At 65.2% G+C, this 14,677-nt stretch carries 14 protein-coding genes and 1 pseudogene; 3 read left to right on the forward strand and 12 right to left on the reverse strand.

The window, feature by feature from the left end:
• Nucleotides 1-8: 8 nt before the first annotated feature.
• Genes ACETMP_RS13260 through ACETMP_RS13270 form a run of 3 tightly spaced genes read left to right on the forward strand, consistent with a single transcriptional unit; the run spans nt 9 to nt 3,178 of the window.
• Entirely contained in the window at nt 9-1,229 is a 1,221-nt protein-coding gene (locus ACETMP_RS13260; protein WP_375161275.1) for a cytochrome P450, read from the forward strand.
• Nucleotides 1,230-1,265: 36 nt separating this feature from the next.
• On the forward strand, nt 1,266-1,928 hold the full coding sequence (locus ACETMP_RS13265; protein ID WP_375161276.1) for a sulfite oxidase-like oxidoreductase: 663 nt from the start codon (nt 1,266-1,268) through the stop codon (nt 1,926-1,928).
• A 26-nt stretch (nt 1,929-1,954) separates the two neighbouring features.
• On the forward strand, nt 1,955-3,178 hold the full coding sequence (locus ACETMP_RS13270) for an alpha/beta fold hydrolase (RefSeq protein WP_375161277.1): 1,224 nt from the start codon (nt 1,955-1,957) through the stop codon (nt 3,176-3,178).
• A gap of 1 nt (nt 3,179) precedes the next feature.
• Here ACETMP_RS13270 and ACETMP_RS13275 read toward each other — a convergent pair whose 3' ends face one another.
• The 12 genes and pseudogenes from ACETMP_RS13275 to ACETMP_RS13330 form a co-directional block, all read right to left on the reverse strand.
• Nucleotides 3,180-4,256, reverse strand: coding sequence for a YeeE/YedE family protein (locus tag ACETMP_RS13275; RefSeq protein WP_375161278.1), 1,077 nt, complete (start codon nt 4,254-4,256; stop codon nt 3,180-3,182).
• A 2-nt stretch (nt 4,257-4,258) separates the two neighbouring features.
• Nucleotides 4,259-5,263, reverse strand: coding sequence for a zinc-binding alcohol dehydrogenase family protein (locus ACETMP_RS13280; protein WP_375161279.1), 1,005 nt, complete (start codon nt 5,261-5,263; stop codon nt 4,259-4,261).
• A 178-nt stretch (nt 5,264-5,441) separates the two neighbouring features.
• Nucleotides 5,442-6,773 (reverse strand): phenylacetate--CoA ligase PaaK, encoded by a 1,332-nt coding sequence (gene paaK / locus ACETMP_RS13285; RefSeq protein WP_375161280.1) that lies wholly within the window; start codon nt 6,771-6,773, stop codon nt 5,442-5,444.
• A 47-nt stretch (nt 6,774-6,820) separates the two neighbouring features.
• Complete coding sequence (paaI, locus tag ACETMP_RS13290; RefSeq protein ID WP_028135232.1) at nt 6,821-7,270, reverse strand: hydroxyphenylacetyl-CoA thioesterase PaaI; 450 nt, start codon at nt 7,268-7,270, stop codon at nt 6,821-6,823.
• A gap of 101 nt (nt 7,271-7,371) precedes the next feature.
• Nucleotides 7,372-8,453: pseudogene (gene paaE / locus ACETMP_RS13295) on the reverse strand (1,2-phenylacetyl-CoA epoxidase subunit PaaE).
• A 137-nt stretch (nt 8,454-8,590) separates the two neighbouring features.
• Nucleotides 8,591-9,097 (reverse strand): 1,2-phenylacetyl-CoA epoxidase subunit PaaD, encoded by a 507-nt coding sequence (paaD, locus tag ACETMP_RS13300; RefSeq protein ID WP_375161281.1) that lies wholly within the window; start codon nt 9,095-9,097, stop codon nt 8,591-8,593.
• On the reverse strand, nt 9,091-9,867 hold the full coding sequence (gene paaC, locus ACETMP_RS13305) for a 1,2-phenylacetyl-CoA epoxidase subunit PaaC (protein ID WP_375161282.1): 777 nt from the start codon (nt 9,865-9,867) through the stop codon (nt 9,091-9,093). Before paaC ends, paaD begins: the two co-directional genes overlap by 7 nt.
• Nucleotides 9,867-10,154 carry a 1,2-phenylacetyl-CoA epoxidase subunit PaaB gene (paaB, locus tag ACETMP_RS13310; RefSeq protein WP_028135228.1) on the reverse strand — a complete coding sequence of 96 codons (288 nt, stop codon included), beginning with the start codon at nt 10,152-10,154 and terminating at the stop codon, nt 9,867-9,869. The genes paaC and paaB overlap by 1 nt, the downstream gene beginning before the upstream one ends.
• 10 nt (nt 10,155-10,164) lie before the next feature.
• Complete coding sequence (gene paaA, locus ACETMP_RS13315) at nt 10,165-11,157, reverse strand: 1,2-phenylacetyl-CoA epoxidase subunit PaaA (protein ID WP_375161283.1); 993 nt, start codon at nt 11,155-11,157, stop codon at nt 10,165-10,167.
• A 77-nt stretch (nt 11,158-11,234) separates the two neighbouring features.
• Nucleotides 11,235-12,101 (reverse strand): phenylacetic acid degradation operon negative regulatory protein PaaX, encoded by an 867-nt coding sequence (gene paaX / locus ACETMP_RS13320; protein WP_375161284.1) that lies wholly within the window; start codon nt 12,099-12,101, stop codon nt 11,235-11,237.
• Nucleotides 12,102-12,296: 195 nt separating this feature from the next.
• Nucleotides 12,297-13,067 carry a lipase family alpha/beta hydrolase gene (locus ACETMP_RS13325; protein ID WP_375161285.1) on the reverse strand — a complete coding sequence of 257 codons (771 nt, stop codon included), beginning with the start codon at nt 13,065-13,067 and terminating at the stop codon, nt 12,297-12,299.
• A 198-nt stretch (nt 13,068-13,265) separates the two neighbouring features.
• Nucleotides 13,266-14,552 (reverse strand): DUF445 domain-containing protein, encoded by a 1,287-nt coding sequence (locus ACETMP_RS13330; RefSeq protein ID WP_375161286.1) that lies wholly within the window; start codon nt 14,550-14,552, stop codon nt 13,266-13,268.
• Between the last annotated feature and the right edge of the window lie 125 nt (nt 14,553-14,677).

Here is a 14,677-nt window from a genome sequence, read left to right on the forward strand (position 1 = left end):
TCCCTGTCATGTCCGACGTCAGCCAACCTGTCGCCCATCCGCCCGTCACCGACTGGGTCAACGATTTCGACCACACCGATCCGCAGTGGACGGAAGACCCGTTCCCGATCTGGGAGGAGATGCGCGCCGCAAGCCCGGTCGTACACACGAATCGCTTTCTCGGATGCTACATGCCGACGACCTATGAGGCCGTGCGCGAGATCGCCAACGACACCGAGCATTTCTCCTCGCGCCGCATCATCGTGCGCGATGTCCGGCCCGAAGTCGCCAGGAACGCAGCTCCGCCGATCACCTCCGACCCGCCCGTGCACAAGCCGGCCAAGCAGCTCCTGCTGCCGCCGTTCACGCCGGACGCGATGAAGAAGCTGGAACCGCGGATGCGCGCGATCTGCAATGAGCTGATCGACGGATTCATCGCCGACGGCAAGGTCGATGCCGCCGCGCGCTACAGCAAGTATATTCCGGTTCGGGCGATTGCGCACATGCTGGGCATTCCCGAAAGCGACAGCGATCTCTTCATCAAATGGATCCACATGATCCTCGAGCTCGGCATCAAGGACGAGAGCAAGCTGCTGCAGGCCGTGCAGGAAATGAGCGCCTATTTCAGCGCGCACATCGAGAAGCGCAAGACCGACCCGACCGACGATCTCATCTCCTATCTGATGAACGCCAGGGACAAGGAGGGCAACCCGCTCGAAGACTCCCACGTCCTTGGCTCGCTGCGCCTGCTCCTGATCGCCGGCATCGACACCACCTGGAGCGCGATCGGCTCCTCGCTCTGGCATCTGGCGAAGACGCCGGCCGATCGCGAGCGGCTGATCGCTGAGCCCGGCCTGATGCCGATCGCGGTGGAGGAGCTGCTGCGCGCCTATTCGCCGGTGACGATGGCCCGCGAGGTGGTCAAGGACACGACGATCTCGGGCTGTCCGGTCAAGGCGGGCAACATGGTGCTGTTGTCCTTCCCGGCCGCCAATCGTGATCCCAACGTGTTTCCGGATGCCGACACAGTCGTGATCGACCGCCGCGAGAACCGCCACGCTGCCTTCGGCCTCGGCATCCACCGCTGCGTCGGTTCCAACCTGGCGCGTATGGAGATGCAGGTTGCGCTGGAGGAATGGCTGAAGCGCATCCCGGACTTCCGGCTCGATCCGGCAGGCACGGTGACCTGGTCGCAAGGCACGGTGCGAGGCCCCCGCCAGTTGCCATTTCTGCTCGGAAAGGCGATGTAAGCCTTTCCAACACGGGGACAGAGAGGCTGGACGGCCATGGCTGACGACAACGAGCCGCCCGACAGCAAATTGACGCGCACCAAGGAAGCATGGGCGCGTGAGGGCCGCTTCCTCACCGGCAGGATCGCGCGGCCGGAAGATCAGCGCCTGCCGCCGGGCCAGCATCTCACCAAGGATTGGCCGGTGCTCGATCTCGGCATCACGCCGCCGATTTCGCGCGAGCGCTGGCGGCTCGACGTCTACGGTGCAATCCAGACCCCGGTGTTCTGGACTTTTGCGGAGTTCGCGGCGCAGAAACAGGCCCGATTCACCTCCGACATCCATTGCGTCACGACCTGGTCGCGCTACGACAACGAGTGGGAAGGGCTCGCCACGCGCGAATTGTTGGCGGCCTGCCAGCCGCGCGAGGATGCGCGCTTCGTTGTGCTGCATTCCTATGATGGCTACACCACCAACCTCGCGCTGGAAGACTTCGCTGCGGAGGACGCCCTGCTCGCCCATAGCTGGTCCGGCCGGCCGCTGACGGAAGAGCATGGCGGCCCGGTGCGGCTGGTCGTGCCGCATCTGTATTTCTGGAAGAGCGCGAAATGGCTCCAGGCCATCGAATTCCGGACCGAGGACGCGCCAGGCTTCTGGGAGGTCCGCGGCTATCATAACCGCGGCGATCCCTGGGCCGAGCAGCGCTATTCGGGCGATTAGGGTTCAGATTGGAGCGAGGGAAAGCCATGCCGACGGAACGCTTTCAATTCACGGGCGAAGGCGGCCATCAGCTGGCGGCCGCGCTGGAATTGCCGGACGGCGAGCCCGCGGCCTACGCGCTGTTCGCGCACTGCTTCACCTGCGGCAAGGATACGCTGGCAGCCAAGCGGATCGCGGTCGCGCTCGCCGCCAAGGGCATCGCGGTGCTGCGCTTCGACTTCGCCGGGCTCGGCTCGAGCGAAGGCGATTTCGCCAACTCCACGTTCTCTTCCAATGTCGCCGATCTCGTGCGCGCCGCCGATCATCTGCGCAGCGCCCGCAAGGCGCCGTCGATCCTGATCGGCCACAGTCTCGGCGGCGCCGCGATCCTCGCGGCCGCCGGACAGATTCCGGAAGCTAGGGCCGTCGCGACCATCGCGGCCCCATCCGACCCGGCGCACGTAACCGGCCTCTTCAAGGCGCATCTTGACGACATTCGCGCACAGGGCGAGGTTGAGGTCTCGCTTGCGGGACGTCCGTTCCGGATCAAGCGCGAATTCCTCGAGGACATCGCGGAGCACGAGTTGATGAGCGATGTCGCCGGCCTGCACAAGGCGATGCTGGTGATGCACTCTCCTGTCGACGACACCGTCGGCATCGACAACGCCACCAAGCTCTTCGTTGCTGCCAGGCATCCCAAGAGCTTCGTCTCGCTCGATCACGCCGATCATCTGCTCAGCAAGCCAGCCGACGCGCTCTACGCGGCCGACGTGATCGCGGCCTGGGCGGGCCGCTACATCGACACCGCGAAGCCCGCGAAGGCGATGGATCTCCCCGAGGCACCGCGGCAGGTCGTGGTGCAGGAGACCCGCAAGAGCAAGTTCAACCAGAGCATCATTGTCGGTCCGCATCGGCTCGTGGCGGACGAGCCGGCGGCCGCCGGCGGCGAGGACGCGGGCCCCGGGCCCTACGATCTCCTGCTTGCCGGTCTCGGGGCCTGCACCTCCATGACCATGCGCCTCTATGCCGACCGCAAGTCGCTGCCGCTCGACCGTGTCACCGTCGCTCTGAAGCACTCCAAGATCTACGCCAAGGATTGTGCGGAGTGCGATACGCGCGAGGGCATGCTCGACCAGATCGAGCGCGACATCACGATCGACGGCGCGCTCGATGCCGAGCAGCGCAGGAAGCTGATGGAGATCGCGGACAAGTGCCCGGTGCACCGGACGCTGACGTCGGAGATCCGCATCGTGACGAAGGCGGTGGATTAGCTCAGGCGGTCGTCGAGCCCGCTTCGGCAGCCCGGGCCGGATGAACCCGCAAGCGTCCGCGCAGGCCGGCGGTCGTGCCGAGCAGGATGCCGGCGAGCGCGACCAACGAGCCCAATGCGAGCGTCGACATGCCGGTCAGCCCCTGTCCGATCGAACAACCAAATGCCATCACGCCGCCGATCCCCATCAGTGCGGCGCCGCTGCCCGAGCGCAGCATATGGCGCGGCGAGGAATAGCCTTCGAGCTTGAAGCGGCGGGTTGCGAGCGCCGTCGCCAAGCTGCCGGCGAAGACGCCGGCGACCGTGGCGATGCCGAAGTTCAACGTCAGGCCGGTCGAGAGCATGGCGTATTGCAGGCTGTCGGCGATCGGCGCGATGAATGTCAGCGAGGTCACCGGGATGGGATTGAAGTCGTCGGCGCCGAGATGACCGGTCACGACCCAGCCGCCGGCGACGAGGAGGCCAACGGTGATCCCCGCTGCGATCTGGCCTGGCGAGCGGCGGAACCCGGCGTGCGCGAAAGCGAACACGATCAACGCGACGACCATTGCCGCAGCGGCAACCACGCGCGAAAGCGCTTCGGTCAGACCAAGCGTCGCCAGCAAGGACGGCAGCGAGTTCACGTTGACGGTGCTCTGCGAAGCCTGAACCAGCGCGATGCGCGCCGGCGCGATCAGGCCCTTGAGTGTCATTTGGGCAGCGATGGCGAGCACGATCACGACGACGAACGAGCGGAGATTGCCGCGGCCGAGCAGCACCAGCGCGCGCGAGCCGCAGCCATTCGACAGCACCATGCCGTAGCCGAACAGCAGGCCGCCGAGGAACAGAACCGGCGCCGAGAACGATGGTTGCAGGTAGATTGTCTTGCCGAGATCGACCATGCCGTTGCCGGCGAGGAATTGGCTCGCGGCGATTGCCACCGCGATCGCCAGTGCATAGGTCCGCACCAGCCGTCCGTCTCCCTCGGCCAGCCAGCCGCGCATGCTGCTCATCAGGCAGAAGCCGCTGAGCAGGCCGACGGCGCCGTAGACCAGACCGATGCCGAGGCCGGCGAGGATGACCAGGGCGGACGATTCCATGATTACGGCTTCAGGATCACCCTGTCGCGCGAAGAGCCGGCGACGGCGACATAGGCCTCCTTGGCGCGCTCGAGCGGATAGACGACATTCGCCTTGATCGGGAATGGCTTGAGGTGGCCGCTCGCAAAGCCTGGGCCAAGGTCGCGCAGCACCGCGCCGGTTGCCGCCGAGGACAGGCCGAGCGTATCGATGCCGACATAGGTATGCTGGCCGCGGTAGAATTCGAGGATGTTGAACTGCACGATGCGGTCGATCGCAGCGATCAGGATCTGGCGACCGCGCAAGGCGAGCGACTTGTGTGCTGCCTCGAAATAGGGATCGCCCACCGTGTTGAAGACGATGTCGGCGCCCTTGCCGCCGGTCACTTCGCGCACGCGCCCGGCGACGTCGGTCGCGGAGGCATCGATCACCTCGATCGACGCGTTGCTGTGGCCTTGATAGGCTTCCGCCTTGCGGACCACGCCGATGACGCTTGCGCCCTGCCAGGTCGCGATCTGCACCGCGGCCTGGCCGACCTTGCCGTTGACGCCGAACACCAGCACGGTGTCGCCTTTCTTCGGCAAGCCCGCGCGGCGAAAGCCTTCCATCGCGGTGACGAAGGGCACGCCGATGCCGGCAGCCTCCTCCCACGACAGCGTCTCCGGCTTCTCCACCACGGCGTCGGCCTCGACCACGAGATGGCTGGCATGGGTGCCGTCGCGGCGGATGCCGAGATCGCCGGAGGATCCGAACACCTCGCGGCCGACCGTGCCGGCCGGCCCGTCGATGACGATGCCGGCATAATCGCGGCCCGGTGTGCGCGGGAACACGGCATAGGGCATCAGCCCGGTCGCGGCCTTCACGTCGGAGGGATTGACGGCGGCTGCCTTCACCTCGATCAGGAGATCGTTCGGACCCCGCGTCAGCGCGTGACGCTCGACCGTCGGCGCAAGGGCGGCGGCATTTTCGGCCTTGGCGTTGAGGCGCACGCAGCGCGCTTCGACGGATTTGGCATCCAGTGACGACATGAAAGACCCGCGATTTCTCGCGGGCCTTGTCGCCTCTGGGGCCGGTCAAGTCAACCGCCTCCCCTCATCCCGAGGAGCCCGCAAAGCAGGCGCCTCGAAGGATGAGGGTCCGCAGCGCAAGCCGGGTCTGCATGGTCGAGACGGCGCCAACGCGCCTCCTCGCCGTGAGGGGCGAGACTTAATCCTTGGGACGCTTGTCGTAGAGCCGCTTGGCCTTGCCGAGCGAGCGTTCCAGCGTGGCCGGCGCGACCACCCTCACCTTCGAGCTGATCCCGATCGTGTTCTTGATGTGGGTCGAGATCCGGTCGGCGTGGTCGACGAGGCCCCGGCCGTCCCAGCTCTCCGGCCGTGCCTCGGCGATGATGGTGAGCTCGTCCATGCGGCCTTCGCGGGTCAGCTCGAGAATGAAGTGGCCGCCGCACCAATCGGTCGCGAGCAGCACCTCCTCGATCTGGGTCGGGAACAAATTGACGCCGCGCAGGATGATCATGTCGTCGGAGCGGCCGGTCACCTTCTCCATGCGGCGCATGCCTGGCCGTGCCGTGCCCGGCAACAGGCGCGTCAGGTCACGGGTGCGATAACGGATCACCGGGAACGCTTCCTTGGTGAGCGAGGTGAAGACCAATTCGCCCTTTTCGCCATCGGGCAGCACCGCGCCGGTCTCGGGATCGATCACCTCGGGGTAGAAATGATCCTCCCAGATATGCAGGCCGTCCTTGGTCTCGATGCATTCCTGCGCGACGCCGGGGCCGATCACCTCGGACAGGCCATAGATGTCGGTCGCGTCCATGTCGAAGGCGTCCTCGATCTCGCCGCGCATGGCGTTGGTCCATGGCTCGGCACCGAAGATGCCGACCTTGAGCGAGCACTGGCGCGGATCGAGTTTCTGGCGCTTGAACTCGTCGAGGATCGCCAGCATGTAGCTCGGCGTCACCGTGATGATGTCGGGCCGGAAATCGTTGATGAGCTGCACCTGCCGCTCGGTCATGCCGCCGGAGATCGGCACCACGGTGCAGCCGAGCTTCTCGGCGCCGTAGTGCACCCCTAACCCCCCGGTGAAGAGGCCATAGCCGTAGGCGTTGTGGATGATCATGCCGGTGCGGCCACCGGCGGCGCGTATCGAACGCGCCATCACCTGCGACCAGGTGTCGATATCGGCTTGCGTATAACCAACGACGATTGGCTTGCCCGTCGTGCCGGAGGACGCATGCACGCGCACCAGCTTCTCGCGCGGCACGGCGAACATGTTAAACGGATAATTGTCCCGCAGATCTGTCTTCACGGTGAACGGAAATTTCGCAAGATCGGATAGTTCCCGAAAATCGGACGGGTGCACCCCGGCCGCATCGAAGGCTTTGCGATAATGCGTGACGTTGTCGTAGGCGTGCTTCAGCGACCAGGCCAGCCGCTGCTTCTGCAGCGCCATGATCTCGTCGCGCGAGGCACGCTCATGCGCGTCCATCTCGGGGCTATAGGCGCTGCCGCCTTGCTCGAGCCTCGTCAGGTTCATCTTCGTTTCCCCACATCATCGGTTTTCTTTTTGTTGTCTTGTTCTTTCTAGGGCTCCTGGGTCGGCAGCCAGGTTCCGGGAATGACCCGTGAATGTCCGCGAAATTCCGCGATCACGACGTCGCCGACGGTGACCCGCACGTCATAGATGCCGGAGCGCCCGCCGCGCGTGACCTCACGCGCCTTCGCAACGAGGCGATCCCCGAGCCTGCCCGGCTTGATGAAGGTGATCTGGCCCTGCGCCGCGACGACGCGGTCGTTGTGCGAATTGCAGGCAAAGGCGAATGCGGAATCGGCCAGCGTGAAGATGAAGCCGCCATGGGCGATGCGCTGGCCGTTGACCATGTCCGGCCGCACCGTCATCGCGAGCGTCGCGAAGCCCGGACCGATCTCGACGATCTCCATGCCGAGTCCCTTGGAGGCGTCGTCCTCCGCCCACATCGCCTCGGCGCAGGCGCGGGCAACATTCTCAGGCGACAAAGCGGCTTTGAGGTTCACGCGCCTCTCCCGGTCAAATGCTTGCACATGATGTTCTGCTGGTTGGCCAGGCCTGTCAAATAATGCGACGCATTTGCATCGCCGGGCCCTGATACGCCCTGTCAGACATGGTCATAATCGACCACGACGCGCTCCGACGACGGCTTGGCCTGGCAGGTCAGGACGAAGCCCGCCTTGAGCTCCCACGGCTCCAGCGAATAGTTGATGTCCATGGGCGCTTCGCCTTCAACCAGCTTGGCCCGGCAGGTCGAGCACATGCCGCCCTTGCAGGCAAAGGGCAGATCGACGCCGGCGCGCAGCGCGGCGTCGAGGATCGCCTCGTCCTCGGCCACCGGCACCTCGCGGCGCTTGCCGTCGATGATCAGCGAGGCGATCGCCTTCGGCGGCGCGTCGGGGGCAACCGCCTTCTTCGGCCGCGGCTTGCCGCCGAATTCGGAGACGAAGCGCTCGACGTGGATGCGATCCTGCACGATGCCGAGCGCGCGGCAGGTGGCCTCGATGTCCTCGCTCATGCCGAGCGGCCCGCAAATATAGACATGATCGACGCTTGTCGCAGGCACCAGCGAGCGCAGCAACACCCTCACCTTGTCGCCGTCGAGCCGGCCATGCAGGATCGGGATGTCCTGCTCCTCGCCGGAGATGACATGGAACAGCGAGAGGCGATCCATGAAGCGGTCCTTCAGTTCCTCCAATGCTTCGAGGAACATGATGTTGTCGGTGCTGCGGTTGCCGTAGAACAGGAAGAAGCGGCTGTCCGGCTCGCGCGCGAGCACGCCCTTCACGATCGACAGGATCGGGGTGATGCCGGAGCCTGCGGCGAAGCCGACATGAATGCGCGCCCGGTCTGCCGGGGGACCACGCCGAAGCGGCCGGTCGGCGTCATCACGTCGAGCTCGTCGCCGCATTTGATATCCTCGGCTGCCCAGCTCGAGAATGCGCCGCCATCGACCTTCTTCACGGCGATGCGGATCTCGCCGTCGTCAGGGCCGGAGCAGATCGAATAGGAGCGGCGCACCTCCTCTCCGTCCAGCATGGTGCGGAGCGTCAGATATTGGCCGGGCGTGAAGGCGTAGTCCCGCGCGAGCTCGCCGGGAATGGCGAAGGTCATCGATACGGCGTCGGAGGCCTCGCGGCGAAGGTCGCTGACGGCCAAGCGATGGAAGCGTGGCGCTGCGGCGGACATCACGGGCACCCTACATTGGTCTCACTGCCGTCATTGCGAGCGAAGCGAAGCAATCCAGAATCCTTCCGCGGAAGCAGCCTGGATTGCTTCGTCGCAAGAGCTCCTCGCAATGACGATGGGGTTGGCATTTGTGTGCCTCAATGACACTTGAAGTAATCGAAGGGTTCGCGGCAGGCCTTGCAGCGCCACAGCGCCTTGCAAGAGGTCGAGCCGAATTCGGATAGCAGCTCGGTGTCCTCAGAGCCGCATTGCGGGCAGGCCACGGCCTGCGCGCCGAACAGCGCGCGGCGCGAGCTCGTCGCTTGCGGCGGCGCGATGCCGTAGGCACGCAGCTTCTGGCGCCCGTCCTCGCTCATCCAATCGGTGGTCCACGCCGGCGACAGCACGGTTCGCACCTTCGGATGACGGAAACCGGCGCGCTCCAGCGCCAGCTCGATCTCCAGCGCGATCATGTTCATCGCCGGACAACCCGAGTAAGTCGGCGTGATTTCGACCTCGACCTGATCGCCGTCGAGAACGACGACGTCACGGAGCACGCCGAGATCGGCGATGGTCAAGACCGGAATCTCCGGATCGACCACGCTTGCGGCCGCGTCCCAGGCGCGCCGGCGCAGCTCGCTATCGCGCTCCAGAACGCTCACCATGTCAGCCCCGGAAAGGTGCGCTGCATCGATTGCAGCTCGGCCAGAAGATGGCCGAGATGCTCACTGTGCCGGCCCGTACGGCCGCCCTGCTGCATCCAATTATTCTGCGGCAGGACGAGCGTGGCTTCGCCGACGACATCGGAGATCGTCTGCAGCCAGCGACCGCGCAACAGCCCGGGATCGATGGCAATACCGGCATGGATCAGGGCACGCTCGCCTTCGTCCACCTCAAACATCTCGCCGGTGAAGGCCCAGAGGTGATCGATTGCGGCCTGCGCGCGGGCGTGGCTTTCATCGGTGCCGTCTCCGAGCCGGATCAGCCATTCCGAGGCGTGGCGCAGATGATAGGCGCTCTCCTTCTCCGACTTGGCGGCGATCGCAGCCAGCGGCGCATCGCGCGAGGTCATCATCGCACGCCAGTGGAGGTCGGCGAACGCGGAATAGAACAACTGCCGCACCAAGGTCTGGGCAAAATCGCCGTTCGGCTGCTCGACCAGCAGCAGGTTGCGGTACTGCCTGACGTCACGCAAGTAAGCGAGCTTGTCCTCGTCGTTGTCCTTGCCTTCAGCTTTGGCAGCGTAGCTGTAGAGCTCGCGCGCCTGGCCGATCAGATCGAGCGCGATGTTGGACAGCGCCATGTCCTCTTCCAGCATCGGCGCATGCCCGCACCATTCCGACAGCCGGTGGCCGAGGATCAGTGCATCGTCGGCGCGGCGCAGCGTGTAGAGCACCAGCGGCGTTTCGGAGACTTCAATGTTGGCGACGGGCATCACATATGCCCCACTTCCTCGGGCACCTCGTAGAATGTGGGGTGGCGATAGATCTTCGATTCCGCCGGCTCGAACATCATGCCCTTCTCGGCGGGATCGCTCGCGGTGATCGCGCTGGACGGTACGACCCAGATCGACAGGCCTTCGCCGCGGCGGGTATAGATGTCGCGAGCGGCTTGCAGGGCCATGGTGGCATCGCTCGCATGCAACGATCCCACATGCTTGTGCGCGAGCCCGTTGCGGCTGCGAATGAAGACTTCCCACAGCGGCGTGTTCGGCGTGGTCATATTGGGCTCCCTATTCCGCGGCTTGCGCGGTCTGGCGTTGCGCGCGCTTCGCCGCATAGGCTGCGGCCGCCTCTCGAACCCAGGCGCCCTCCGCATGGGCCTTGCGGCGCGCGGCCATACGGTCGCGATTGCAGGGGCCGTTGCCGGCGAGCACCTGCTTGAATTCGGCCCAGTCGATGTCGCTGTAGCGCCAGTGTCCGTCGGCATCCTGCGTCATGCCGGGATCGGGAATGGTGAGGCCGAGATATTGCGCCTGCGGCACGGTGGCATCGACGAATTTCTGGCGCAGCTCGTCGTTGGAGAAGCGTTTGATCTTCCACTTCGTCGAGGTGTCGCTGTGCTGGCTGGCCGCATCGGGCGGGCCGAACATCATCAGCACCGGCCACCACCATCTATTCAGCGCGTCCTGCGCCATCGCCTTCTGCTCGTCCGAGCCCCGGCACAGCGTCAGCATGATCTCGTAGCCCTGGCGCTGGTGGAAGGACTCCTCCTTGCAGACCCTGATCATCGCGCGCGCATAGGGGCCATAGGAGCAGCGGCACAGCGGAATCTGGTTCATGATCGCGGCGCCGTCGACCAGCCAGCCGATGGTCCCGATATCGGCCCAGGTCAGCGTCGGATAATTGAAGATCGAGGAGTATTTGGCTTTGCCGGCGAGCATCGCGTCGACCAGCTCTTCGCGCGAGGCGCCAAGCGTCTCGGCAGCGGCGTAGAGATAGAGGCCGTGGCCGCACTCGTCCTGCACCTTGGCGAGCAGCGCGGCCTTGCGGCGCAGCGTCGGCGCGCGCGTGATCCAATTGCCTTCCGGCAGCATGCCGACGACTTCGGAATGGGCGTGCTGGGAGATCTGGCGGGTGAGCGTCTTGCGGTAGGCCGCCGGCATCCAGTCGTTCGGCTCGATGCGCTCCTCGGCGTCGATGCGGGCCTGGAACTGCGCAGCCTTGGCCGCGTCCTCAAGACCGCGGTCCTCGGTCTCGGCCGTGTTCAGCGCCTGAGTATACATGCGCATCCTCCCGATTGATTGGGAGGCAATGTATAACAAGAATTATCTTATGCAAGATATTTCTGTAACATAAAAACTCAGGCCTCGAACCTCCGTTCCAGGAGTTTCCGCGCCGGCGGCAATGGCCCCTTTTCATTGGTTCCATGACCATCGAGCCATTGCTCGGACGGCGGGAGCAGCGCGCGATAGATTTCGCCGCAAAGCTCTCGCGCCGCCCTACCCGGCCAGTCCGCCGGCAACAGGCTTTCGGGCAGCAGCGGATCGCGCAGCACGACACGGCGATAATAGTGGATCAGCAGGATGCGCGCGGTGAAGGCATCGGCTTCGGACAGCTCCGTGCCGCGCGCGATCGCGGCGCGCAGCGGCTCGAACGTCTTCATGAACTTCAGATAGGCGTCCGCGGTGCGCTGCAGCGGCCAGCTCGCGCTGAGGAGGCGGCGCCCGCTGTCATCCTCCGCCGAGACTTCGAGACGGATGGCGCCCGCAGCTTCTTCCGGCACGGGCAAGCCCGATGGCGCGACCCACACCCCCGGCAACGGACTGCCGAAGCCGGCGTTGCGAAGCGCCTCGCGCGAGATGTCACGATCCTCGCCGTTGCCGATCAGCAGCAGCTCGAAGCGCCCGGTCCAGTCCGACGGCGGCGGGTCGTAGATGTGGCGCGTGGCAGCTTCGAACGTCTGGCGTCCCTTGTCGGCAAGCCGATAGAAACTGTTGCGACCGACCTTCTCCCGGGTGAGCCAGCCATCGGCTGCAAGGCGCGACATCGCGGTACGGACGACGCCGCTATCGATGTCCAGACCCTCGAAGAATTCAAGCAGCGTGCCGAGCCACACCACGCCGCCGCGCGGCACGATGGCATCGCCAAACACCGTGATGACGATGGAGCCGGTGCGCGACGGTTCGCGCTTGAGCTGGTCGATGATGCGGGAGAGCGGATGCGCCATGCGGCAGGCATAGCGCGTTTGGTGGCGGCGCGACAATGGACGCGAGCAACGCTCTTGGTCTCGGGGCGAGGGCTGCAACCGCAAGCTCACTAGTCGATGGACTCGCGGAGAGTCTCCTCACCTGCCACGTCCGGACGATGCTTCGCATCGCTCGACGCGTGTCGGCCTCTCCCGCAGGCGGGGAGCGGCGAAGCGTCACCTGTGCGGATCGGGATACGCCAGGCTGCGCCAGCCGCTACGGTCGAACGGCCGCCACTGGCCTTCCTTTTGCGCGAGGCGATCGGCCACGGCATAGACGACGGCCGGATGATGGCCCATGCCGCAATGACTGCTCTCGACCTCGATGCTCTCGGTCTGCGCTCCCGCTTTCTCCATGCAGCCCTGCCAGGCGCAGACGCCGTCGGTGCGGCTGAAGATGGCGGTGGTCGGCACCGGTGGCGGTACGGCAAGGTCGCCGCCGAACTGCGGATCGACCTCGTCGGCCTTCCGTCCGCTGGCCCATTCATAGACGCGCCAGGCATTGGTCGAATGGGGGGTGCCGGCGAAAGGACTTCCGAGCGTGATGACCTGACGCACGCGCTCCGGCCTCATCTTGGCGAGCTGGCGCGCATAGAGGCCGCCGAGACTCCAGCCGACCAGGCTGATCGTACGACCATGCCTGTCGCTGAGCTCGTCGACCAAATCGACCATCGCATCCTGGACGCCGTCGCGCAGGCCATAATTGCGGCCCTGACGCCAGCCGCTCACCGCATAGCCCTTGCCAGTCAGAAACGAACGCAGCGCACGTGTGGACGCGTCCGAAGCCACGAGGCCCGGCAGCACCAGCACGGGATGCCCATCGCCGCGCGGCGCGAGGCTCAGCAGCGGAAGTGCGCCGAGGAATGCGCCGAACTCGTGGATCGCGCGTCCCTCCAGAAACATCAGGGTGCGGGACGGCGGACGCAGCGTCTGGGCAGTAGCGGTCATCAATGTTTCCCCTGGGAAGAACTGGATAAGGACGCCGGGACAAGGCCGGCAAAGCATCTGAATTCCAACGCTCCGGCTTCTTGATCGTTCCGCACTGCAGCATGAATCAGCTGCGCAGCCGGTTCCCGGCATTCAAGCCGGGGCGAGCCGAGGCGACAATAGGCCTGTGTGCTAATGGCGGAGGTCGTGACGCAAAAGTCACAGCCATCGGAGCAGGAATTCTACGGAGTAGAGCGCCAGGCCGGCGAGGCCGCCGATCAGCGAGCCGTTGAAGCGGATGTATTGCAGGTCGCGCCCGATATTGATTTCGATCAGCGAAATCAGCTGTGCCATATCCCACGCCTTGACCTGATCGGAGATAAAGATCGACACGCCGCCCTTCTGATCGGCAATGAAGCTGCGCAACACCGTCACCAGCCCCTTGTTGATCTCGCCGCGCAGCTCGGCGTCGCCGGCAAGCGCATCGCCTGCCGCGACGAACATGCCGGCGAGATGATGCTGCAGCACTTGCGTTTCGCCGCTCGCGCTGCGCTCGATGAACGAGCGCGTGTTGGCCCAGACCGTGCGGGCAAGATCGGCGAGCTCGGGCCGCGCCAGCAGGTCACGCTTCAATCCGGCGATGCGGTCGATATAGGCCTGATCGGTGCCGAGCCGGTCGACGAAGCTCAGCACCATGCGATCGAACTCGCCGCGGAACGGATGCGTGGCATCGCTGCGCACCTCGTTGAAGAACGCGGTGGCGGACGCCACGATCTTGTTCACCAGAAACTTGTCGGCACGATAGAGCCTGAGCAGGGTCGGCAATTCCGCGCGCACCTTCTCGCGGATCATCGCCATGGTCTCTTTCTGATTCAGCGTCTCGTGCATCACCCGCAGGAGATCGTCGAACAGAATCTGGTGGCGTCCCTCCGCCACGAAGCCGCGCAGCGTGCCGGCGGCAAGCGGCGCGAGGTCGATCGCCTGGAGCTGCGATGACATGCGGCGGATGATGAAGGTCATCAAGCCGGAGGTCTCCGTCGCCGAGAAGGCTTCGGGCAACAGGCGGAGCGCGAAGCGAGCCAGATCATCGCTGCGCTTACGGTCGCGCAGCCAGTCGGCAATGAAGGAGCCGAAATCTATTTCCTTCAGCTTGGCCTCGACGGGACCGGCCTCGAGGAAATGCACCTGGATGAACTCGCCGAGCTTGTCGGCGATGCGGGCCTGGTTGCTCTGGATGATCGCGGTATGCGGGATCGGCAGGCCAAGCGGCCGCTTGAACAGGGCAACCACGGCATACCAGTCGGCGAGGCCGCCGATGGTCGCGGCTTCCGCGAAGGCAGCGATGAAGCCGAATAACGGGTGCACCGGCAGGAGCCATTTTGCCACGATGAAAAGCGCAAGCGTCGAGGCCAGCACCAGCGTCGCCAGCGCCTTGACGCGGCGCAGCTCGGCCGCGCGTTCGGCATCGCCGGGAGTGTCGAAAGTGAAGGTGGCGGGTGGAGTCATTGAATTGGAGACTACGTCATTCCGGGGCGGTGCGAAGCATCGAAACTATGGTGCGCAATTGCGCACCTGAGAATCTCGCGCCATAACCTCTGGATTCCCGGTTCGCCCTTCGGCGCCCCGGAATG

Source organism: Bradyrhizobium dasycarpum (assembly GCF_042019905.1).
In the GTDB taxonomy this organism is placed as follows: domain Bacteria; phylum Pseudomonadota; class Alphaproteobacteria; order Rhizobiales; family Xanthobacteraceae; genus Bradyrhizobium; species Bradyrhizobium japonicum_B.

Excerpts from the sequence above, each read along its gene's own strand:
- ACETMP_RS13260 (WP_375161275.1), top strand. The coding sequence starts at position 9 with ATGTCCGACGTCAGCCAACCTGTCGCCCATCCGCCCGTCACCGACTGG.
- ACETMP_RS13280 (WP_375161279.1), bottom strand. The coding sequence starts at position 5,263 with ATGTCGTCACTGGATGCCAAATCCGTCGAAGCGCGCTGCGTGCGCCTC.
- paaK (WP_375161280.1), bottom strand. The coding sequence starts at position 6,773 with ATGAACCTGACGAGGCTCGAGCAAGGCGGCAGCGCCTATAGCCCCGAG.
- paaX (WP_375161284.1), bottom strand. The coding sequence starts at position 12,101 with ATGGCGCATCCGCTCTCCCGCATCATCGACCAGCTCAAGCGCGAACCG.
- paaB (WP_028135228.1), bottom strand. The coding sequence starts at position 10,154 with ATGACCACGCCGAACACGCCGCTGTGGGAAGTCTTCATTCGCAGCCGC.
- paaC (WP_375161282.1), bottom strand. The coding sequence starts at position 9,867 with ATGCCCGTCGCCAACATTGAAGTCTCCGAAACGCCGCTGGTGCTCTAC.
- ACETMP_RS13275 (WP_375161278.1), bottom strand. The coding sequence starts at position 4,256 with ATGGAATCGTCCGCCCTGGTCATCCTCGCCGGCCTCGGCATCGGTCTG.
- ACETMP_RS13270 (WP_375161277.1), top strand. The coding sequence starts at position 1,955 with ATGCCGACGGAACGCTTTCAATTCACGGGCGAAGGCGGCCATCAGCTG.
- ACETMP_RS13330 (WP_375161286.1), bottom strand. The coding sequence starts at position 14,552 with ATGACTCCACCCGCCACCTTCACTTTCGACACTCCCGGCGATGCCGAA.
- ACETMP_RS13265 (WP_375161276.1), top strand. The coding sequence starts at position 1,266 with ATGGCTGACGACAACGAGCCGCCCGACAGCAAATTGACGCGCACCAAG.
- paaD (WP_375161281.1), bottom strand. The coding sequence starts at position 9,097 with ATGGTGAGCGTTCTGGAGCGCGATAGCGAGCTGCGCCGGCGCGCCTGG.
- ACETMP_RS13325 (WP_375161285.1), bottom strand. The coding sequence starts at position 13,067 with ATGACCGCTACTGCCCAGACGCTGCGTCCGCCGTCCCGCACCCTGATG.
- paaA (WP_375161283.1), bottom strand. The coding sequence starts at position 11,157 with ATGTATACTCAGGCGCTGAACACGGCCGAGACCGAGGACCGCGGTCTT.